This is a genomic window from Streptomyces sp. NPDC087420 (genome assembly GCF_044744165.1).
Lineage (GTDB): Bacteria > Actinomycetota > Actinomycetes > Streptomycetales > Streptomycetaceae > Streptomyces.
The window spans coordinates 126,975-147,283 of sequence record NZ_JBIUXU010000008.1 but is presented as its reverse complement, the minus strand read 5'-3'; the positions used below and the strand labels follow the sequence as shown (position 1 = coordinate 147,283).

The following is a 20,309-nucleotide window of genomic DNA, read 5'->3' as shown; positions in this document are numbered from 1 at the left end:
GACAGCAACAGGCCCCGCACACCCGAGGACGGGTGTGCGGGGCCCTGTCGTGCGAAGCGTGGAGCGGTCCGGCTAGCCGAACAGGTTGTACTGGCTCCAGCCCGTCCCGATCTTGACGCGGTCCGCCCAGATCCCGGACGTCGCCTTGCCCGTGCCCTTGTACAGCCACAGGACCCCGCCGGTGTCCCGGGCGAGCAGGTCCGCGATGCCGTCGCCGGTCACGTCACCGGTGGTGATGAGCTTGTTGTACGTCCAGCCGGTGCGCAGCTGCACGCGGGAGGCGAACGGCTTGGTGGCCGAGCCCGTGCCCTTGTACAGGTAGACGATCTTGGTCTTGGCCTTGACGATCAGATCGGCGAAGCCGTCATTGTTGAAGTCGCCGTGGCCCACCACGGAGTTGTACTGCGTCCAGCCGCTCTTGCCGAGGGTGGCGCGGGTGCCGAAGGTGCCGTTGCCCTTGCCCGGGTAGAGGTAGAGCGCGCCCGCGGTGTCGACCGACAGGAGGTCGGGCTTGGCGTCCCCGGTCACGTCGCCCGGTGTGATGATCGCGACGCGCGTCTTCCAGCCGGTGAAGAGCTTGCTCCTGATCCACTTGCTGGAGGAGGGGCTGTAGTGGAACCAGTAGACGGTGCCGTCGGTCGCGCGGAGGATGAAGTCCTCGACGTCGTCGCGGTTCAGGTCCGTCTGGAGAGCGACGTTGTACCCGCTCCAGGAGCCCAGGTTCTGCCTGGCCGCGAAGGTCGTGCCCTTGGAGTCGTACTCGTAGCCGGTGCCACCGCTCGTACGGGCGAACAGGTCGGCCTTGTTGTCGGCGCTGAGGTTGGCGTCGTCCGTGCGCATGTTGAGCTGGCCCACGTACGTGCTCGCCTTGGTGAACACGCTGTACGCGCCGGCCTCGACGCAGTCCTCGACACCCCACGACACCACACCGACGAGCCTGCCCGCGACCACGAGCGGACCGCCCGAGTCGCCGTTGCACGCGCTGACCGTGCCCGCGTCGGAGCCGCTGGCGGGCTTGCCCGCGCAGACCATGTGGCCCTTGATGAAGTCCCTGCCATAGGCGCTCGTGCAGGTCGCGTCCGAGTTGACCGGCAGCGTCGCGGTGCGCAGGGTCTCCGAGATGTCCTGGGTGGTCGAGGTCGTACGGCCCCAGCCGTACACCTTGGCCTGGGTCCCGGCCTTGTACGAGGTGGTGTCGGTCGACTTCGTCACGGACAACGGGGTCACCTTGACCGGCACACCCAGGGTCAGGACGGCGATGTCATTGTCGATCTTGGCGCTGTTGTACGAGGGGTTGACCCACTGGCGCCACACCCCCACGACGGTGCCGCCGTGGAAGTCGGTCTTGCCGTTGGCGCCGGTCGTCGGCAGCTGGGACGTACCGACGATGACGGCGCCGAACTTGTTCCAGTTGGTGTCCGCGGCGCAGTGCGCGGCGGTGATCACCTTGGTCGGCGCGACGACGGTGCCACCGCAGAAGAAGCTGTCGTCGTCCGACGTACGGGTGGTGCCCTTGTCGTCGTAGTACCAGAGCTGCGCCATCCACGGAGCGCTGGTGATCGACGTGTTCACCCCGCCGATGACCTTCGGGTCGACCTTTCCCGTCACCGTGCCGGTGTTCGCGGTGCCGGTGTCAGCGGTGCCAGTCTTCGCCGAGAGCGGGGTCTTCGAGGAGACCGCCACATCCACCGCGTCGGCCTGGACGGCGTCCGTCACACGGGCCGTCAGCTGGGCGACGGTGGGGCCGCTGTGGCGCGCGACGTCCGGAAGGCCCGGCTGCGGCTCCGTCGCCTGCGCGGGGGCCAGCATGAAGGCTCCGGCGACACCCACCGCGAGGGCGACCGCCGCGGTGGGTATGACGATCCGTGCCTTGCGTCTGTGCTTCCGGTCCTTGCCTGCTGAGAACACGCATGACTCCTGTCTGGGGAACCCGCACGGCGCGCCTGTCGCACCGGCAGGAGGAACGCTCGAAGACAGGGGGAGAAGAGAAGGGAGGATCGAAGGCAGCGCTGAGCATGCCGTCCGCAGGGCGGACGCGACCCGAAGTGGTGGCCCCCCACCCACGGCTGAGTGATCCTATGACTCAGCCATAGGCTTTCACCAATGCTTTACGATCACTTAAGGGAACTTCTGGCGAAAATTGCCCTTTTTATTCTCAGACCGTGATGTCTTTTGTGGTGAACCGCGCCCACGCCGCCGCGCCGAACACCGCCACATACAGCGCCTGGAGCTCCAGGTTCTCGACGATGTCCTCCCAGTGGACCGGTTCGCGCAGGACGTCCGCGAAGGACAGCCAGTGGGCGGGGAAGAGGTAGGGCTGGATGGTGTGCAGTTGCGGGATGGCGCCCAGGATCTGCACCGTGATGAGCAGCCCGACCGTCGCGGCCATGGCCGCGATGCCGCTGTTGGTCAGGGTGGAGAGGAACAGGCCGAGCGCCGCGATCCCGGTCAGGGAGGCCGCGACGAGCAGGGCGATCAGCAGGGCCCTCAGCAGGCCCTCCCCGAAGGAGACGCGGGTGCCCGAGATCGTGGTGACCTCGCCGAGAGGGAAGAGCAGCGCGCCGACCGCCAGCGCGGAGAGCGCCACGACGAGCGTCGCGAGCAGGCAGAAGGCCAGCGTGGAGGCGTACTTGGCGAGCAGCAGTCTGGTACGGCCGGCCGGTGCGACCAGCAGATAGCGCAGGGTGCCGCTGTTGGCCTCCCCCGCGATCGCGTCACCCGCCACGACCCCGACCGCCATGGGCAGGAAGACGGGCAGGGTCGCGGCGAGCGCGGCGAAGACCAGGAACAGGCCGTTGTTGGTGACCTGGGTGAGGAAGGCGGGCCCGGCTCCGCCGCCCCCGCCGACCGAGCCGTCGTCGCTCGTCTCGATCTTGACCGCGATCCCGATGAGGACGGGGACGGCGGCCAGCACGCCCAGCAGGGCGAGGGTGCGCCAGCGCCGGAGGGTGGTGGTCAGTTCGGAGCGGAAGATTCCCAGGGTCCACCACAGCGAGGGGGTGTGCTCCGTGGGCTCCGTGGGCTCCGCCGTCTCAGCCCGCGACATCGAAGCCCTCCCCCGTCAGCGCCACAAAGGCGTCCTCCAGCGACGCGCGTTCGACGCCGAACGACCGTACCCGCACCCCGGCCCGTACCAGCGCCGCGTTCAGATCGGCCGGATCCACCTCGGCCGGCGGCGGGTCACCGCTCACCCGGTCCTCCGTCACCGTCACCCCGCCCACACCCCGTTCCTTCAGCACCCGCGCGGCCTCCGCCGGATCCGGCGTGACCACCACCAGCCGCCCCCGCGTCCCGGCCGCCAGGTCCGCGACCGAGCCCTGCGTGATCAGCCGGCCCTGTGCCATCACGGCCGCGTGGGTGCACACCTGCTCGATCTCGTCCAGGAGGTGCGAGGAGAGGAAGACGGTCGTGCCGTCGGCGGCCAGCTCCCGTACCAGCGTCCTGATCTCCCGCATGCCCTGCGGGTCCAGGCCGTTCGTCGGCTCGTCCAGCACCAGCAGGCGGCGCGGCTGGAGCAGCGCCGCCGCCAGCCCGAGCCGCTGCTTCATCCCGAGGGAGTACGCCTTGGCCTTCTTGCTCCCGGCCGCCGTCAGCCCGACCCGGTCCAGGGCCGTGGCGACGCGCGTACGCCGCGTGCGGGGGTCGGCCGTCGGGTCGGCGGAGTCGTACCGTACGAGATTGTCCCGGCCGCTCAAGTACCCGTACAGCGCCGGGCCTTCGATGAGGGCGCCCACCTGCGGCAGGACGGTACGGGCCGCGCGGGGCATCCGCTGCCCGAGGAGGGTGGCCGCGCCGGCGGTCGGCTCGATCAGGCCCATCAGCATGCGGATGGTCGTGGTCTTGCCGGAGCCGTTGGGACCCAGGAAGCCGAAGACACTGCCGGCGGGCACCGCCAGGTCGAGGCCGTCGACGGCGAGTTGACCGCCCCGGTAGCGCTTGGTGAGACCGCGTGTCTCGATGACCGCCGTCATCACGCACCCCGCTCCTGTGGTCCGGCCGGTTCCGTGGGGCCGCTCAGCGTGCCGCCCCGCCGCACGAAGCGTACGACGGGGCGGTACGAGCGGGTCGTGCGTGGCGCGCCGGGTCCTGCGGGGCGCCGGTGGAGCTACTTGGCGCCGTCCGCCGCCTTGACGAGCGTGTCCGGGGTCACCGCGCCGACGTACACCTTGCCGTCGTCCGTCATCAGGGCGTTGACCAGGCGCGTCTTGTAGACCGTGCCCGAGCCGAACTTCCCGGTGACCTTGTCGCCGAGCGCGTCCAGGAAGCCCTGCGCCTCCTTCGGCAGACCGGCGGTGTCCTTCCCGGTGGGCGCGCCCTCCGGGGACGTGAACGCGTACACCGCGCTCCAGCCCTTCCCGATGACGGTCGGAGGCGCGGACTTCCCGGCGTCCTCGCCGCCCTTCGGGAGCTTCGGCGGCTCGGCCAGGTCGCCGCGCCGCGCCTCGTCGCCCTGGGTGACCTTCGTGCCCTTCGGCGGGGCGAAGTCGAAGGTGGAGGCGGCCGGCTTGCCGAAGTCGACCTTGGTGAAGCCGACATCGACGACGGCCTTGCCGCCACTGCTCGGGGCGAGCGTGAACTTGAGCGGGGTGCCGGTCTTCGCATCGACCGCGATCTTGATGGACTCGACCGTCGAGCCGCTCTGCTTGGGCTTGAGGACCAGGCGGTACGCCTCGCGCCCGGCGACCCGCGCGGTGCCGTCCACGGTGACCGACGTGGTGTCGCCCGCCGCCGCGAGCGCCTGCTCGGCGAACTCCCGGGGGGTCGCGGGAACGTCCTTGCCGGACAGCTCCTTGGCCTTGCCCTTGTCCTTGTCCTTCGCCGTGCCCTTGTCCTTCGCCGTGCCCTCCGGGGAGGTCGCGTGGAAGGCCTCGTTCGAGGCGCTGTCGTACGCCCAGATGTCGTCCCCGTTGTGGATCAGGCTGTACTCGGCCGCGTCCTCCAGGATCGACACCCGCTGCTTGTCGGGCCCGTCCGCCGCCACCCGCAGGGTGTGCGTACCGGAACCCAGCTCCATCAGCTTGGTGCTCGGGTCGGCGGTGGAGGCAGAACTCCCGCCGCCCACGCCGCCCTTGGGGGCGAGCGCGCCGCCCGCCAGGTCCCCGAGGCCGGCCAGCGAGGGCAGTCCCAGGTCCGTGCTGATCCTCACCGAGCCGGAGAGCCGCTGGGTGTCGGAGGCGGCGATCCTCTCGATGAGTTCCTGTGCGCTGATCTTCGGAAGGCTGGGGTCGCCCGCGGCGGCCAGGGCCGGCACGAGGCCGATCGTCGCCGCGGCCACTCCGATCACCGCGACCGGGACCGCGTACCGCGCCGCCCTGCGGCGGCCGGTACCGAGGTCGTCCTCCTCGGCGATGTGCGCGCTGTCGTTCGGTGCCATGTGTGCCCTACCTCCGGGTCGGCGGTGCTCTCGGTCTTCTCCATCTCACCAAATCGGCGGTGCGTAAGCGTCAGTCCGGGGGAGCAACTTGTCGTACTGCTGAAGGATGACAGCCGGACGGCGGCCACCCCCGACCCGTAGGGGACGGGGGTGGGGACCGGGGCGTCAAGGGGCTCGGGACCGGCAGCGGTACGGGGATCAGCCCGCGCGGTGCACGACCGCGTCGCACAGCTCCACCAGCGCCGACTTCGCGTAACACTCCGGCAGCGGCGCCAGGGTGGCGCGCGCCGCCTCCGCGTACCGCACGGTGTCGCGCCGGGCCTGCTCCATCGCCGGGTGGGCCCGCAGCAGCCGCAGCGCCTCCGTCAGCCGGGCGTCGTCCGACAGGTCGCCGTCGAGCATCGCGACCAGGTCCAGGTCAGCCTGTTTCCCGTGGGCCTCCGCCTGGGCGCGCAGCAGCAGCACCGGCAGGGTCGGGATGCCCTCGCGCAGGTCGGTGCCGGGGGTCTTGCCGGACTCGTGCGAGTCGCTCGCGATGTCGAGGACGTCGTCGGCGAGCTGGAAGGCCACGCCGAGGCGTTCGCCGTACTGGGTGAGGATGTCGACCACCGACTCGTCGGCGCCGGACATCAGCGCGCCGAAGCGGCCCGAGACGGCGAACAGGGCGCCGGTCTTGCCGGCGAGCACGTCGAGATAGTGGCTGACCGGGTCGCGTCCGTCGCGGGGGCCCGCCGTTTCGAGGATCTGTCCCGTGACCAGCCGCTCGAAGGCCTCCGCCTGGATGCGGACGGCCTCGGGGCCCAGGTCCGCCAGGGTGTGCGAGGCGCGGGCGAAGAGGAAGTCCCCGGTGAGGACGGCGACCGAGTTGCCCCAGCGGGTATTGGCGCTGTCCACACCCCGGCGTACGTCCGCCTCGTCCATCACGTCGTCGTGGTAGAGCGTCGCCAGGTGGGTCAGCTCGACCACCACGGCCGCCGGGACGATGCCGGGCGCGTACGGGTCACCGAACTGGGCGGCGAGCATCACGAACAGCGGCCTCAGCCGCTTGCCGCCGGCGCGCACCAGGTGCTGCGCGGCCTCGGTGATGAAGGAGACCTCGCTCTTGGTGGCGTCGAGCAGACCCGCCTCCACGGCCGACAATCCGGCTTGGACATCGGCTTCAAGAGCCGGGTCCCGCACGCTCAGCCCGAACGGCCCGACGACGGTCACGAGGGGTACTCCTGTCTGCTGACGCTCACGCTGATTGTCGATGTGTCGCTGTCCTCACTCAAGTCAGCGTATCCGGTCGGCTTTCGATCACCATGGGCGCCTTCCCGGCACCGCCCGTATGGTCGCGATCAGTCCGCTTTTCGGGCATTGCGGGCCTTTCGCCACTGCCGCGGCGGGGTGGCGCCGACGTAACGTGTCCTGCATCGATCCGGAAAGCGAGGCAGCACATGCCCGAGCAGAGCCCGCTCGAACCGGTCGAAGGTGACCCCTTCGGCCCCCACAACCTCCCGTACGGCGTCTTCTCGACCGCCGAGGAGCCCGGCAGGCGCCGCCTCGGTGTCCGCCTGGGCGACGCGGTGCTCGACGCGGGAGCGGCGGCGCACGCCCTGGGCTCTCCGTACGCGAAGCTGCTGGACCAGCCGGGCCTGGGCCCCCTGATGGCGGCCGGCCGCACGGCCTGGCGCGATGTGCGCCGGGCCCTGACGGCCTGGGTCACCGTGCCCGCGCACCGCGCGGAGATGGAGCCGCTGCTGCACCCCCTCGGCACGGTCACCCTGCACCTGCCCTACGAGGTCGCCGACTATGTCGACTTCTACGCGAGCGAGCACCACGCGACCAACGTCGGCAGGATCTTCCGTCCCGACGGGCTCGCGCTGCCCGTCAACTGGAAGCACCTGCCGATCGGTTACCACGGCAGGGCGGGCACGGTCGTGGTGTCGGGCACGGACGTCGTACGGCCCTCCGGGCAGCGCAAGGCGCCCAGTGACCCGGCGCCCGTCTTCGGCCCCTCGGTCAAGCTCGACATCGAGGCGGAGGTCGCCTTTGTTGTCGGCACCCCGTCCGTCCAGGGCACTCCGGTGGACCTCGCGTCCTTCCGCGACCACGTCTTCGGCCTCTCGCTGCTCAACGACTGGTCGGCGCGGGACATCCAGGCCTGGGAGTACGTCCCCCTCGGCCCGTTCCTCGGCAAGTCCTTCGCCACGTCGGTCTCCGCCTGGGTGACCCCGCTGGAGGCCCTGGACGCCGCCCGGGTGGCGCCGCCGGCCCGTACGGAGGAGCTGCTCCCCTATCTGGACGACGCCGAGGACGAGGACCCGGGCGGGTTCGACCTGCGGATCTCCGTGGCGCTCAACGGACAGGTGATCTCGGAGCCGCCGTTCTCGTCCATGTACTGGACGGCGGCCCAGCAGCTCGCCCACCTGACCGTGAACGGCGCCTCTCTCCGTACGGGAGACGTCTACGGCTCCGGCACGGTCAGCGGCCCCGGGCGCGAGCAGCGCGGCTCCCTCCTCGAACTGACCTGGAACGGCACCGAGCCCGTCGAACTGCCCGACGGCAAGCGGACGTTCCTGGAGGACGGCGACGAGGTGACCCTCACCGCCTGGGCCCCCGGGCCCGACGGGACCCGGGTCGGCCTGGGCGAGGTGAGGGGCCGGATCGTCCCGGCGGCCTGAAAGCGACCTCTCAGAGCCCCCTCAGAGCTCCGTCAGAGCAGGCTCTTCGACGTGAGCCAGGCGCGGGCGACCGCGAGCGCGTCCTTGTGCTCGTACTGCACCTGCGCGTCGAGTTCCATCAGCTCGGGGGTGTCGAGCTTGGCGGACAGGGTGTCGAGCACGTCCTGTCCGGCCTTCGGCACATCGGCCTTGCGGATGAGCGGAGTCACGTTCTCGAAGGCGAAGAGGTTCTTCGTGTCCTTGAGGACAACAAATTTCTCCTTCTCGATGGACGGGTCGGTGGTGAAGACGTCGGCGGCCTGGATGTTGTTCTTCTTCAAGGCCGCAATCGTCAGCGCACCACCGGCGTCCAGCCCCTTGAAGGACTTGAAATTCAGGCCGTACAGCTCCTTGAGTCCGACCAGACCCTGCTGCCTCGACTGGAATTCCGGTGAACCGCCGATGACCAACTGAGGCGCGACGGCGGCCAGATCGGCGATCGACGACTCGGCGGTGAGGTCGTACTTCTTCGCCGTCTCGGCGTTGACCGCGACCGCGTCCTTGTTCTCGGCGGAGGCCGACTTCAGGACGGCGAGATGCGACGGCAGCTGCGCGGTGACGGCGGCGGTGGTGCCCTCCGCCGTCTTCGCGACGGCCTTGGGGTCCAGGTAGGCCAGCAGGGCGCCGTTGTACTCCGGCATGACCGTCACGGTGCCGTTCTTGAGCATGCCGTACGTCGTCTCGCGGCTGCCGATGTTGTGCTTGTACGTGACGTCGAGGCCCTTGGCCTTGAGCGCCTCGCCGTACAGGTAGGCGAGCAGGATGCTCTCGGGGAAGTTGTTCGACCCCACGACGACCTTGCCCTCGGGCACCGCCGCCGGCTCCAGCGGGTCGGCGTTGCTGTCGGACGAACCGCACCCGGCCAGCAACGCGGCGGCGGTGAGGGAGGCGAGTGCGGCGACAACGGCACGGCGCCGAGGCCTGTTCGCGGTATCAGTCACGTTTCCCGATCCTGTGTGTCAGTGATGGTGGCGACATGGCGTACGGGGCCCGTCGTGCGGCCCGTTCGCCGCACGCATCGATCCAAGCCACCCGTCTCACACATCGTCAAGAGCCGCCTGATTACCGATTGGCATCGGATCACGACGAGGTGTGTTGAGAACAGGTGCGTGGAATCGTGAGAGTAATGACGCGTCATTCGCCGATTGATTGAAACGTTTTCTTCGCTGCGAGCCGTCGCAAAGAGCCGGGAGCGCGGTAAAGTCCCCGCTGTCGGCGCCCCGTCCACCGGCTTCCGGCCCAATGCCCCCACAGTGCTGGGCCGTTCGCACCACAACCACCCCATTCAGCCTCACGGTCGGCAGGCGCTCGCGCCCGGGCGCCCGTCGGGGAGCAATCGGTCAAGGAGCCCTGGTGTCCTCGCAGGAAGGGACCGCTTCCGGACAGCCGCCCGCCCCGCCGCGGAGCCGCCGCCGCCGGATCGTCGCGCTCCTGGAGCGATGGCCGTTCGGCCGGAAACTGCACCTCCTGGTGCTGGTGCCCGTCCTGGTGGTCGCGGGCATGCTCGCCTATGTCGTGGACGACGAGATGACCCAGGCCAGGGCCGCCGCCGACACCGCCGCGCTCGTGCGCAACAGCGAGAGCGTCGCCACGCTCGTGGACGACCTGCAACGCGAGCACCGGCAGGCCCTGTTGCTCTCCGTACGCCACCAGGCGGCCGAGGGCGGGGCGGGCGAGCCGTCGAACATCCCGTACCTCCAGGCGCAGCAGCAGGTCGACGTCCAGGCGCGGGCGGTGCGCGAGGCGTTCGGGTCCCTGCTGCCCGCCGCCGAGGACGAGGCGATCGCGACGATCGGCGGGCTGACCGACCTGCGGCAGCTGATCCAGCGGGGGTACATCCCCGCGGACAACATCGATCCCACCTACTCCGATCTGGTCGATCAGCTGATCAGCGGCCTCGGGCTCGGGGAGTCCACCACCGCGTCGCGCGGATCCCCGGAGGGCAGGCTGGAGACGCTGCTGGGGGCGGACGCCGCCCACGCGGCCTTCGAGACCAGTGTGTTCGGCGCGCAGACCGGTGACTCCAACGCGCTCATCGAGTTCCTCCGCGCGGTCGGTGACCACCGCTCGTACGAGGACAAGGCGGAGCGGTTCAAGGCGCTGTCCTCCGAGGCGCAGGGCACCACCCTGGACGGCATCGAGCGCAGCTCGCAGCGGAAGTCGATCGAGGAGCAGTACAACGCCCTCCGCGTGGACCCCAGTTCGCTCCAGGCGCAGACCCCGGAGCGGCTGCGGACCGCCATCGGGAAGGCCCTGGAGGCCGAGCCCGTCTACGCCCGGCAGGCCGAGGACCGGCTCACGATCACCCACACGCTGATCCACGGGATCGCGGCCCAGGCGGACGCCGCCTCCGACAAGGCGTGGCGGCACACGCTCACCCTGTTGGTCTCCGCCACCCTGGCGCTGGTGGCCTGGCTGGTCTTCTCCTTCCTGGTCCGCCGCTCGGTGGCCAGGCCCGTACGGATCCTCACGGCCGCCGCCCGGCAGGTCGCCGACGCCACCGGCAAGGAGCTGGCCCGGGTCGCGGACGACGAGTCCGCCGAGACCGGACCGCCCCGGCTGCGCGAGATACCGGTGCCGGTACGGGACGAGATCGGCGCGCTCGCGGAGGCGTTCAACCAGGTGCAGTCGACCGCGTCGGCGCTGCTGGAGCGGCAGATCACCGTACGCGCCAACGTGGAGCAGATGTTCGGCAACATCGGCCACCGGGTGAGCAACCTGGCGTCGCGCCAGCTCGACCTCATCGAGGGGCTCGAACAGGCCCAGACCGACCCGGAGACGCTCCGCCCGCTCTACCAGATCGACCACATCGCGACGCGGCTGCGCCGTAACGCCGAGAGCCTCCAGGTGATCGCCGGGAAGCGGCAGGCCGCGGAGGACGTCGACGCGCCGCAGCCCACGGGGCTCACCGATGTGCTGCGGGCGGCGCTGTCCACCATCGGCGGGTACGAACGGGTCTCCCTGCGGCCCTCGGCGGAGGTGGTGGTCGTCCCGGCGGCCGTCAGCGACCTGACCCTGATGCTGGCCGAACTCCTCCAGAACGGCGTCTTCTTCTCCCCCACGCACACCAAGGTCGACGTGGCGGTGCGGATACGGCCTCCGGCGGACGGCGCGGTGATCGAGATCATCGACCACGGGCTTGGCATGCCGCCCGAGCAACTGGCCGAGGAGAACGCGCGGTTGCTGCGCAGAGAGCGGCTCGACCTCGCGCCCACGCACGTGCTGGGGCTGTTCGTGGTGGGGCGCATCGCCCGCCGCTTCGGCATCGGGGTCGAGCTGAGCCGTACCCCCGGCGAGGGCGTCACCAGCACCGTGACGATCCCGGCGACCCTGCTGCTGCCCGCGGACGCCGTACCGGCGCCGCCGTCCCCCGCCGGCCCGTACCCGGCCATCCCGGCGCCCCGCTCCGAACAGCGCCCGCGCGCGGCGCTGGTGGCGGCCACCCCGAGCGGAAGCGGCCTCCCGCAGCGCGTCACGCGCCCGGCGCCGGACGGTGAGCCGGACGGCGGACCGAGCGCCGGGCCGGGCGTCCTCGGCGCCCCGGGCACCCTCGGCACACCCCCCGGCGACGACGCGCGGCACGACCGCGGCGCCGAGACCGCCGGGCCAGGGGTCGGGGAGCACCACGACGACGAGCCCCGGCCGCTGCGCCGCCGCGTGCGCGGCGCGACCCTGGCGCCCGCCACGCCGCCCCGTACCACCGCCGCGGTCTCCCCCGCGCGGCACCCCGCCGACGCGGCGCACGTCCGTGACGAGCTGGAGGACCTGGAGGCCGCCACCGAGCGGGCACGACAGGACTCCGCGCGTGACAGAACAGCACCTGGGCCCCAGGTATCGCTCACCCCGGAAGGACCTGGCAATGACGGATGACCTCACCACCGACCCGGTGACGGCCGAGGGGCTCGGTGAATCCGCGGCGAATTTCACCTGGCTCCTCGAACGTTTCGCCGCCGAATCGGCCGGTGTCCTCGACGCCATAGCCGTCTCCTCCGACGGCATGCTCATCGCCGTCTCCCGGCGGGACGGCCACGCCGACTCCGAACGCCTGGGCGCGGTGATCTCCGGCATGCTGAGCCTCGCCGCCGGCGCCTCCGCCAACTACGGCCTGGGCGACCTGAGCCGGGTGATCATGGACTACCTGGGCGGCCGGCTGCTGGTGTCCGCGCTCGGCGGCGGCGCCGTCCTCGGCGTGGTCGCCTCGAAGGAGGCCAAACTGGCCGACGTCGCCTACGAGATGACCCTCTTCACCGAGCGGGCCGGAGCCGTCATCAGCCCCGAGCTGATCGTCGAGCTCCAGAAGCGCGTCACTTCCGCCCCGGCCGGCTGAGCCGCCCCGGAAGCACGGGAAGAAGCCGAAGAAGCCCTGGAAGGAGGGAGGAAGAACCGTCATGGCGGCCGGTGGACCGGGAGCCGACGAGGGCGCGGGCGCCGGCACCATACCGGAACAGTCCGGCCGCGCCCCGGCGATCCGCCCCTTCCTGCTCACCGCGGGCCGGGTGGCCGACGCCGGCAACGCGCTGCCCGTGGAGACCCAGGTCGTGGCGACCGCGGAGGCACTCGCGGTGCTCGACACCCTCACCCTCGAACCCCTGGCCATCGTCTCCGTATGCCGTCAGCCGCAGTCCCTCGCGGAGATCGCCGCACACCTCTGCCTGCACCTCAACGTGGTCCGCGTTCTGGCCGAAGACCTCCGGGTCCAAGGACATCTGGCCGTGTACGAGCCGGACACCAGGACCGCCCAGGACCCCTCGATTCTGCAAAGGGTTATCGATGGGCTACTCGCCATCCCCGACTCCCCCGCCTGACCGCGGCCTTACGCGGCCCGGCACGGCCACGGGCGCCCAGGGCGCCGTCCAGCCGCCCCTGCCGGTGAAGATGGTCGTCGCGGGCGGCTTCGGCGTGGGCAAGACCACCACGGTGGGCTCGATCTCCGAGATCACCCCGCTCACCACCGAGGCGTCGATCACGTCGGTCTCGGCCGGGGTGGACGACCTCGCGCACACCCCGCGCAAGACGACCACCACGGTCGCCATGGACTTCGGCTGCATCACCATCGACCCGACGCTGAAGCTCTACCTCTTCGGCACCCCGGGCCAGGACCGCTTCAAGTTCATGTGGGACGACCTCGTCCAGGGCGCGCTCGGCGCGCTGGTGATCGTGGACACGCGGCGCCTGGACGACTGCTACGTCGCCGTCGACTACTTCGAGGCGAAGGGCATCCCCTTCGCGATCGGGATCAACACCTTCGAGGGCGCGGTCACCCACACGCTGGACGAGGTGCGGTGGGCGCTGGACGTCGACGCGCGGGTCCCGCTGTTCGCCTTCGACGCCCGGGAGCGCGGATCGGTACGGGACGCCCTGCTGACCGTACTGAAGGTCGCCCTCGCCAGGACGACGGCCGCCTAGGCGGTTTCGTTTGGATCACCGGGCGGACCAGAGGAAGATGCCTGCGATCCGCCGGGATTGGAGTCACGGTCCGGACACCGCGCTTGCGCAGGTATTCACGGATCGCACGCGAGGAATGGGCCTGGTCCGCGAGGAGCACGTCCAGCCTGGTGCTCAGGTAGCGAAGGCCCGTGTGGTCGCTCCGCGTTGGTGCCTGTATCAGAGCGTGTGACTGCGACCTGCGTATCAAGGCTTCCCCAGGGTTTCGCCAAGCTCGGCCGAGCATAGTTGCCGACGTGTCCCAAGCCAGGCGGTTCGTTGCCAGGTGACGACACAGGTAGTCGGAAGTATCCGCTCATTGACCTCGACGAAAGGCAGCATCATGCGCATCCGCAAGATCTTCGTGGGGCTCGCTCTCGGAACCGCACTCGCATCGGGTGCCATAGCGGCGCCGGCCCAGGCCGCTCCCGCAGCCTCCACCGCTGCCTCCGTTGCAACCAGTCCCGTAGACACGCGAGGCGCGGCTGCGGTCGAGCATTTCTACAGCAGCCACCTTACCCAGAGGGCTTGCGGTGAAGCGGGCGTCTACTGGATGAACCTGCACCCCTCTTGGCAGGCAATCTGCCGACAGTTCCCCGGCACCGACGGAGTCATGAAGTGGCACCTCTACATGAAGTACTAGACGCAAATGCCAGCGCCTTTGCGAGCTGTTCGAGGATCTGACGTGCGGAAATCCCATCGCTCAAGGCCATCCTCGGTCGTCAGGTCACTGGCATTGGTACTGGAGGACGTTTTCTCCCGTTGATGTACTGGGCGGTAGCCGTCGCCCATCCAGAACCTGCGGTTCGAGGGATGAGCGACGGCCACCGGCGGGTCAGCGGCGGCTGACCCCCGGGGACACGACCAGGCGGGTCGCCAGCCAGAACACGCCGAGGGTGAGCAGGGCGAGGGAGGCGACCAGCGTCGCGCCGCCCACGACCTTCTCGTAGTCGCGCTGGTAGAGGCCGTCGATGACATACCGGCCGAGGCCGCCGAGGCTCACGTACGCGGCGATCGTGGCGGTGGAGATGATCTGGATCGCCGCCGTGCGCAGGGCGCCGAGGATCAGCGGGAGCGCCACGGGCAGCTCGACCCGCAGCAGGATCTTCGCCTCGTGCATGCCCAGGCCCCGGGCCGCGTCGACCGGCGAGGGGTCCACGCTCCGCACGGCCTCGTACGTGGTCACCAGGATCGGCGGGATCGCCAGCACCACCAGCGGGATCATCACCGGCGTGAGGCCGATGCCGAACGCGAGGAACATCAGCACCAGCAGGCCGAAGCTGGGCAGCGACCGGGCGGCGTTCGCGATCATGCCCAGGACGTTGCCGCCCCGGCCCGTGTGGCCCGTGACCAGTCCGACCGGGAGCCCGATCCCGGCGGCGATGGCGAGCGCGCCCAGCGAGTACTGGATGTGCTCCCAGACGCGCTGCGGGATGCCGTCGTAACCGTGCCAGCGGGAGCCCTCGCTGAAGAACGCGTTGATGAAGTGGAGGACGTTCACCGGCTGCTCTCCAGCTTCTGGCGGGGCGCGGGCAGGGGCCCCGGCAGCGTGACGGCCGGGGTTTCGGCCTTGCCGCCGCGCGGCAGCCACGGGGTCAGCAGATTGCGGCCGAGGACGAGGAGCGCGTCCGCGAGGACCGCCAGGACGGCCGTCGTGACGACGGAACTCACCGCCAGCATGGGCCGGTGGTAGAACATCGCGTCGGTGAGCATGTTCCCCAGCGCCCCCTGGTTGCCGATCAGCGCGCCCACGCTCACCAGGCTGATGCTGGCGGCGGTGGCGCCCCGCAGACCGGCGAAGATCGCCGGGACGGCGATGGGCAGTTCGACGCGCAGATAGCGGCGCCAGGGGCCGAAGCCCATGGCGGTGGCGGCGGCCTGGGTCTCCTCCGGTACGGATCTGATCCCGTCCACGATGGCGGGGACGAGCACCACCAGGGTGTAGAGGGTCAGCGGGATCATCACCGTGGTCCGGCTCTGTCCGGTGTAGTCGATCAGGACCACGAAGATCGCCAGCGAGGGGATCGCGTAGATGACCGTGGTGCCCCAGAGCACCGGCGGGTACAGCCACCCGTACCGCACACAGAGTTGGGCGAGCAGCAGGGCCAGTACGAGCCCGCCGGCCACCGGGATCAGCGCCTCCTCCAGGTGCAGGGCCACCAGGCCGAGGTAGCTGTGCTGGAGGTCGCTGGGGACGTCGAAGAAGCCGTCGCCGCTCATGTCCCGGCCACCGCGGGCGCGTTGGGCTCGGCGGTCTCGGCGGAGGGCGCACCTGAAAGCTCGTGTTCCGCGTGGGCCGTACGGATCGCCGCGGCGATCATCTCCTGGGAGGCGACACCCGCGACCCGCCCGGTGTCGTCCACGGCGACCGCCCAGCCCGTCGGGGACAGCACCGCCCCGTCCAGCGCCGCCCGCAGGGAGTCCCGTCGGGCGTGGAACGGCCGCCCGCAGGAGATCAGCGCCGTGCCGGCGCCCTCCCCGGCCGCCGGGTCCCGCCAGCCGAGCGGCTTCCCCGCCGCGTCGGTGACCAGCAGGTACGGTACGGGCGGGGTCGCCCCGGCGGTCTTCTCGACGGACACCTTTCCACCGGCGTCGACCACCGGCGCCGGTTCCAGGGTGAGCGCCTCGCACGTGAAGAACGACAGCCGCCGGACTCCGCGGTCGTTGCCCAGGAAGTCCTCGACAAACGCGTCCGCGGGCGCCGACAGCAGCTCCCCGGGCGGCGCGAACTGGGCGAGCCTGCCGCCCGTCCGCATCACCGCGATCCGGTCACCGAGCTTGATCGCCTCGTCGATGTCATGGGTCACGAACACGATGGTCTTGCCCAATTCGGCCTGGATACGCAGCAGCTCGTCCTGGAGTCCCTTGCGGACCACCGGGTCGACGGCCGAGAACGGCTCGTCCATCAGCAGCACCGGCGGATCCGCCGCCAGCGCCCTGGCCACCCCGACCCGCTGCTGCTGGCCGCCGGAGAGCTGGTACGGATAGCGCTTGGCGAGGGCCGGGTCCAGCCCGACGCGCTCCATCAGCTCCACCGCCCGCTCGCGGGCCCGCTTGCGGTCCCAGCCGAGCATGCGCGGGACCGTCGCGATGTTGTCGACCACCGAACGGTGCTGGAAGAGCCCGGCGTTCTGGATGACGTACCCCATCGACCGGCGCAGCGCGTTGACCGGCCGCTGCCTGAGGTCGTCCCCGTCGAGCAGGATCCTGCCCTCGGTGGGCTCGATCATCCGGTTGATCATCCGCAGCGTGGTGGTCTTCCCGCACCCGGAGGGCCCCACCAGCACGGTGATCGAACCGTCCGGAATGTCCAGGGTGAGCCGATCGACGGCGATCGTCCCGTCGGCGTAGCGCTTCGTCACCGCTTCGATGCTGATCAAGGTCTCAAATACCCTTCGGCATGGCCCTGTTACGGCTGTTCCGGACGCGCCCCCACCGTATCGGGCCGGACCCGTCGATCGAACGGCAGGGCGAAAATAAGCCAGGGTCCGGCACCTCTGCGAGGTGCCGGACCCTTGGGCTTCGTCCGCGACGTGGCGGCCTGTGCTCCCTACCGCACGAAGATCCCGGCCTGGTTGGCCAGATCGAGGAAGTACTGCGGCGCCACACCGAGCACGACCGTGACCACTCCGCCGATGCCGATCGTCGTCTTGGTCAGCAGCGACGGCACGGCGACCGTCGGCCCGTCGGCCTTGGGCTCGCTGAAGAACATCAGCACGATGACCCGGATGTAGAAGAACGCGGCGATCGCCGACGAGATCACACCGACCACGACCAGCGCTCCCGCGCCGCCGTCGGCCGCCGCCTTGAAGACCGCGAACTTCCCCGAGAAGCCGGAGGTCAGCGGGATACCGGCGAAGGCCAGCAGGAACAGCGCGAAGAACGCGGCCACCAGCGGCGAACGCCGCCCCAACCCCGCCCACTTGGACAGGTGCGTCGCCTCGCCGCCCGCGTCGCGCACCAGCGTGACCACCGCGAACGCGCCGATCGTCACGAACGAGTACGCCAGCAGATAGAAGAGGACGGACGAGATGCCGTCGGGCGTGGTCGCGATCACACCGGCCAGGATGAAGCCGGCGTGGGCGATGGAGGAGTACGCCAGGAGGCGCTTGATGTCGGTCTGGGTGATGGCCACGATCGCCCCGCCCAGCATGGTGATGATCGCGATGGCCCACATCACGGGACGCCAGTCCCAGCGCAGGCCCGGCAGCACCACGTACAGCAGGCGCAGGAGCGCGCCGAAGGCCGCGACCTTCGTCGCCGCCGCCATGAAGCCGGTGACCGGGGTGGGCGCGCCCTGGTAGACGTCCGGCGTCCACATGTGGAACGGCACCGCGCCGACCTTGAACAGCAGCCCCATCAGGATCATCGCGCCACCGATGAGCAGCAGCGCGTCGTTGCCCATCGTGTCGGCGAGGGCCGGGTTCACGGTCTGGACCGTGCCGTCGACCACCTCCGCGATGCGCGCGTACGACACCGAGCCCGCGTACCCGTACAGCAACGCGATCCCGAAGAGCAGGAACGCCGAGGAGAAGGAGCCCAGCAGGAAGTACTTCACCGCGGCCTCCTGCGACAGCAGCCGCTTGCGGCGGGCCAGCGCGCAGAGGAGGTAGAGCGGGAGGGAGAACACTTCCAGCGCCACGAACAGCGTCAGCAGGTCGTTGGCCGAAGGGAAGACCAGCATGCCCGCGATCGCGAACAGGGCCAGCGGGAACACCTCGGTGGTGGTGAACCCGGCCTTGACGGCGGCCTGTTCGCTGTCGCTGCCCGGGACGGACGCGCCCTGCGCGGCGAACGAGTCGACGCGCTTGCCGTGCGCCTCCGGGTCGAGCTTGCGCTCGGCGAAGGTGAACACGGCGGCGATCGACGCCAGCAGGATCGTCCCCTGGAGGAACAGCGCCGGGCCGTCGACGGCGATGGCGCCCATGGCCGCGATGTGCGCCTTGGTCGTGCCGTAACCGGTGTTGGCGAGGGCGATCACCGCCGCGAAACCGGCGGCCAGGGCGACCACGGAGAGCCACACCTGCGTGTGGTAGCGCTTCCCCCGGGGGACAAACGCCTCGACCAGGATCCCCAGGATGGCGGCGCCCAGCACGATCAGCGTGGGCGACAACTGCGCGTATTCGATATGGGGGGCCGGGATCTTGTCGATCCCCCCGGCCGCCGAAGTTGTCCACAGGCTGTGGACGACTGTCGCACTCACGGAGCGGCCTCCACCTCGGGCTTGGGATCTGTCTTCTTGACGTCCGACATCGTGTGTTTCACGGCCGGGTTCACGATGTCGGTCAGCGGCTTCGGGTAGACACCCAGGAAGAGGAGCAGCGCGATCAGCGGGGTGACGACCACCAGCTCACGGACCCGGAGGTCCGACATGCCCTGGACCGCCGCCTTCACAGGACCGGTCATCGTGCGCTGGTAGAGCACCAGGACGTAGAGCGCGGCGAGCACGATGCCGGAGGTGGCGATGATGCCGACCACCGGATATCTGCTGAACGTGCCGACCAGGACCAGGAATTCGCTGACGAACGGGGAGAGCCCCGGCAGCGAGAGCGTGGCCAGGCCGCCGATCAGGAACGTACCGGCCAGGACCGGTGCGACCTTCTGCACTCCGCCGTAGTCCGCGATGAGCCGCGAGCCGCGCCGGGTGATCAGGAAGCCGGCGACCAGCATCAGCGCGGCCGTCGAGATGCCGTGGTTGACCATGTAGAGCGTGGCGCCCGACTGGCCCTGGCTGGTCATCGCGAAGATGCCCATGATGATGAAGCCGAAGTGCGAGATCGACGCGTAGGCGATCAGGCGCTTGATGTCCCGCTGGCCGACGGCGAGCAGCGCGCCGTAGACGATGCTGATCAGCGCCAGCACCAGGATCACCGGGGTGGCCCACTTGGAGGCCTCCGGGAAGAGCTGGAGGCAGAAGCGCAGCATCGCGAACGTGCCGACCTTGTCGACCACGGCCGTGATCAGGACGGCCACGGGCGCGGTGGCCTCACCCATCGCGTTCGGCAGCCAGGTGTGCAGCGGCCACAGCGGGGCCTTCACGGCGAACGCGAAGAAGAAGCCGAGGAACAGCCACCGCTCGGTGCTGGTCGCCATGGACAGCGAGCCGTTGGCCCGCGCCTCGGCGATCTCGGAGAGCGAGAACGTCCCGGCGACGACAAACAGGCCGATGACTGCGGCCAGCATGATCAGCCCGCCGACCAGGTTGTACAGCAGGAACTTCACGGCCGCGTACGAGCGCTGCGTCGCCGCCGCCTCGTCACCGCCGCCCGCCGCGGTAGCTGCAAATTGAGCAGGGGCTGCCCGGTCCCCGAAGCCGCCGATGAGGAAGTACATCGGGATGAGCATGGCTTCGAAGAGGATGTAGAAGAGGAAGACATCGGTGGCCTCGAAGGAGAGGATCACCATCGCCTCGACCATCAGGATGAGCGCGAAGAAGCCCTGGGTCGGCCGCCAGCGCCGGTTCGGCGCCGCGTCCTCCAACGGGTCGGCGTCGTGCCAGCCGGCCAGGATGACAAACGGGATCAGCAGGGCGGTCAGCGCCATCAGCACGACGCCGATGCCATCCACGCCCAGTTCGTACCTGACCCCGAATTCCTTGATCCAGGCGTGCGACTCGGTGAGTTGGTAGCGGTCGCCGCCGGGCTCGAAGAGGGCCAGGACGACGGCGGCCACCGCGAGCGTGGCGAGGGAGAACAGGAGCGCCAGCCATTTGGCGAAGGTACGCCGGGCGGCGGGCACGGCCGCCGTGGCGATCGCGCCGACCGCCGGCAGCGCCGCCGCCACCGTCAGATAGGGGAACGACATGTCCG

At 70.2% G+C, this 20,309-nt stretch carries 16 protein-coding genes; 5 read left to right on the top strand and 11 right to left on the bottom strand.

Annotated features, from left to right (window positions below; translation table 11 throughout):
- Nucleotides 1-72: 72 nt before the first annotated feature.
- The 5 genes from ACIO1C_RS18060 to ACIO1C_RS18040 all read right to left on the bottom strand — a co-directional run bounded on the left by ACIO1C_RS18060 (nt 73) and on the right by ACIO1C_RS18040 (nt 6,583).
- Entirely contained in the window at nt 73-1,908 is a 1,836-nt protein-coding gene (locus ACIO1C_RS18060) for a trypsin-like serine protease (RefSeq protein WP_401864463.1), read from the bottom strand.
- Nucleotides 1,909-2,155: 247 nt separating this feature from the next.
- Entirely contained in the window at nt 2,156-3,046 is an 891-nt protein-coding gene (locus ACIO1C_RS18055; RefSeq protein WP_401864460.1) for an ABC transporter permease, read from the bottom strand.
- On the bottom strand, nt 3,033-3,971 hold the full coding sequence (locus tag ACIO1C_RS18050; protein ID WP_401864457.1) for an ATP-binding cassette domain-containing protein: 939 nt from the start codon (nt 3,969-3,971) through the stop codon (nt 3,033-3,035). The genes ACIO1C_RS18055 and ACIO1C_RS18050 overlap by 14 nt, the downstream gene beginning before the upstream one ends.
- 134 nt (nt 3,972-4,105) lie before the next feature.
- A complete protein-coding gene (locus ACIO1C_RS18045) occupies nt 4,106-5,374 on the bottom strand; it encodes an outer membrane lipoprotein carrier protein LolA (protein ID WP_401864454.1) in 1,269 nt (422 codons plus the stop codon).
- A gap of 198 nt (nt 5,375-5,572) precedes the next feature.
- Nucleotides 5,573-6,583, bottom strand: coding sequence for a polyprenyl synthetase family protein (locus ACIO1C_RS18040; RefSeq protein WP_401864453.1), 1,011 nt, complete (start codon nt 6,581-6,583; stop codon nt 5,573-5,575).
- A 227-nt stretch (nt 6,584-6,810) separates the two neighbouring features.
- Between ACIO1C_RS18040 and fahA the strand changes: the two genes are divergently transcribed.
- A complete protein-coding gene (gene fahA / locus ACIO1C_RS18035) occupies nt 6,811-8,037 on the top strand; it encodes a fumarylacetoacetase (RefSeq protein ID WP_401864450.1) in 1,227 nt (408 codons plus the stop codon).
- A 32-nt stretch (nt 8,038-8,069) separates the two neighbouring features.
- On the opposite strand, the gene ACIO1C_RS18030 is transcribed toward fahA, so the two are convergent.
- Nucleotides 8,070-9,017 carry an ABC transporter substrate-binding protein gene (locus tag ACIO1C_RS18030; RefSeq protein WP_401864448.1) on the bottom strand — a complete coding sequence of 316 codons (948 nt, stop codon included), beginning with the start codon at nt 9,015-9,017 and terminating at the stop codon, nt 8,070-8,072.
- A 412-nt stretch (nt 9,018-9,429) separates the two neighbouring features.
- Here ACIO1C_RS18030 and ACIO1C_RS18025 point away from each other — a divergent pair, with 412 nt between their 5' ends.
- From ACIO1C_RS18025 to ACIO1C_RS18010, 4 genes are all read left to right on the top strand, one after another.
- On the top strand, nt 9,430-11,946 hold the full coding sequence (locus ACIO1C_RS18025; RefSeq protein WP_401864446.1) for an ATP-binding protein: 2,517 nt from the start codon (nt 9,430-9,432) through the stop codon (nt 11,944-11,946).
- A complete protein-coding gene (locus ACIO1C_RS18020) occupies nt 11,936-12,403 on the top strand; it encodes a roadblock/LC7 domain-containing protein (RefSeq protein WP_401864444.1) in 468 nt (155 codons plus the stop codon). Before ACIO1C_RS18025 ends, ACIO1C_RS18020 begins: the two co-directional genes overlap by 11 nt.
- Nucleotides 12,404-12,464: 61 nt before the next feature.
- On the top strand, nt 12,465-12,881 hold the full coding sequence (locus tag ACIO1C_RS18015; protein ID WP_401864441.1) for a DUF742 domain-containing protein: 417 nt from the start codon (nt 12,465-12,467) through the stop codon (nt 12,879-12,881).
- A complete protein-coding gene (locus ACIO1C_RS18010) occupies nt 12,847-13,482 on the top strand; it encodes a GTP-binding protein (protein ID WP_401864438.1) in 636 nt (211 codons plus the stop codon). The genes ACIO1C_RS18015 and ACIO1C_RS18010 overlap by 35 nt, the downstream gene beginning before the upstream one ends.
- A gap of 853 nt (nt 13,483-14,335) precedes the next feature.
- On the opposite strand, the gene ACIO1C_RS18005 is transcribed toward ACIO1C_RS18010, so the two are convergent.
- The 5 genes from ACIO1C_RS18005 to ACIO1C_RS17985 all read right to left on the bottom strand — a co-directional run bounded on the left by ACIO1C_RS18005 (nt 14,336) and on the right by ACIO1C_RS17985 (nt 20,304).
- On the bottom strand, nt 14,336-15,001 hold the full coding sequence (locus ACIO1C_RS18005) for an ABC transporter permease (protein WP_401864435.1): 666 nt from the start codon (nt 14,999-15,001) through the stop codon (nt 14,336-14,338).
- Complete coding sequence (locus ACIO1C_RS18000; protein WP_401864433.1) at nt 14,998-15,720, bottom strand: ABC transporter permease; 723 nt, start codon at nt 15,718-15,720, stop codon at nt 14,998-15,000. Before ACIO1C_RS18000 ends, ACIO1C_RS18005 begins: the two co-directional genes overlap by 4 nt.
- The gene (locus ACIO1C_RS17995) at nt 15,717-16,880 is read right to left on the bottom strand and encodes an ABC transporter ATP-binding protein (RefSeq protein ID WP_401864431.1); all 1,164 of its coding nucleotides are present in this window, start codon (nt 16,878-16,880) and stop codon (nt 15,717-15,719) included. Before ACIO1C_RS17995 ends, ACIO1C_RS18000 begins: the two co-directional genes overlap by 4 nt.
- A 170-nt stretch (nt 16,881-17,050) precedes the next feature.
- Complete coding sequence (nuoN, locus tag ACIO1C_RS17990) at nt 17,051-18,703, bottom strand: NADH-quinone oxidoreductase subunit NuoN (RefSeq protein ID WP_327235035.1); 1,653 nt, start codon at nt 18,701-18,703, stop codon at nt 17,051-17,053.
- Nucleotides 18,700-20,304, bottom strand: coding sequence for an NADH-quinone oxidoreductase subunit M (locus tag ACIO1C_RS17985; RefSeq protein ID WP_401864429.1), 1,605 nt, complete (start codon nt 20,302-20,304; stop codon nt 18,700-18,702). Before ACIO1C_RS17985 ends, nuoN begins: the two co-directional genes overlap by 4 nt.
- Nucleotides 20,305-20,309 lie beyond the last annotated feature (5 nt).

Bases quoted from the DNA above. Each gene is read 5' to 3' on its own strand.
- ACIO1C_RS18055 (WP_401864460.1), bottom strand. From the start codon at position 3,046: ATGTCGCGGGCTGAGACGGCGGAGCCCACGGAGCCCACGGAGCACACC.
- ACIO1C_RS18050 (WP_401864457.1), bottom strand. From the start codon at position 3,971: ATGACGGCGGTCATCGAGACACGCGGTCTCACCAAGCGCTACCGGGGC.
- ACIO1C_RS18045 (WP_401864454.1), bottom strand. From the start codon at position 5,374: ATGGCACCGAACGACAGCGCGCACATCGCCGAGGAGGACGACCTCGGT.
- fahA (WP_401864450.1), top strand. From the start codon at position 6,811: ATGCCCGAGCAGAGCCCGCTCGAACCGGTCGAAGGTGACCCCTTCGGC.
- ACIO1C_RS18020 (WP_401864444.1), top strand. From the start codon at position 11,936: ATGACGGATGACCTCACCACCGACCCGGTGACGGCCGAGGGGCTCGGT.
- ACIO1C_RS18015 (WP_401864441.1), top strand. From the start codon at position 12,465: ATGGCGGCCGGTGGACCGGGAGCCGACGAGGGCGCGGGCGCCGGCACC.
- ACIO1C_RS18010 (WP_401864438.1), top strand. From the start codon at position 12,847: ATGGGCTACTCGCCATCCCCGACTCCCCCGCCTGACCGCGGCCTTACG.
- ACIO1C_RS18000 (WP_401864433.1), bottom strand. From the start codon at position 15,720: ATGAGCGGCGACGGCTTCTTCGACGTCCCCAGCGACCTCCAGCACAGC.
- ACIO1C_RS17985 (WP_401864429.1), bottom strand. From the start codon at position 20,304: ATGTCGTTCCCCTATCTGACGGTGGCGGCGGCGCTGCCGGCGGTCGGC.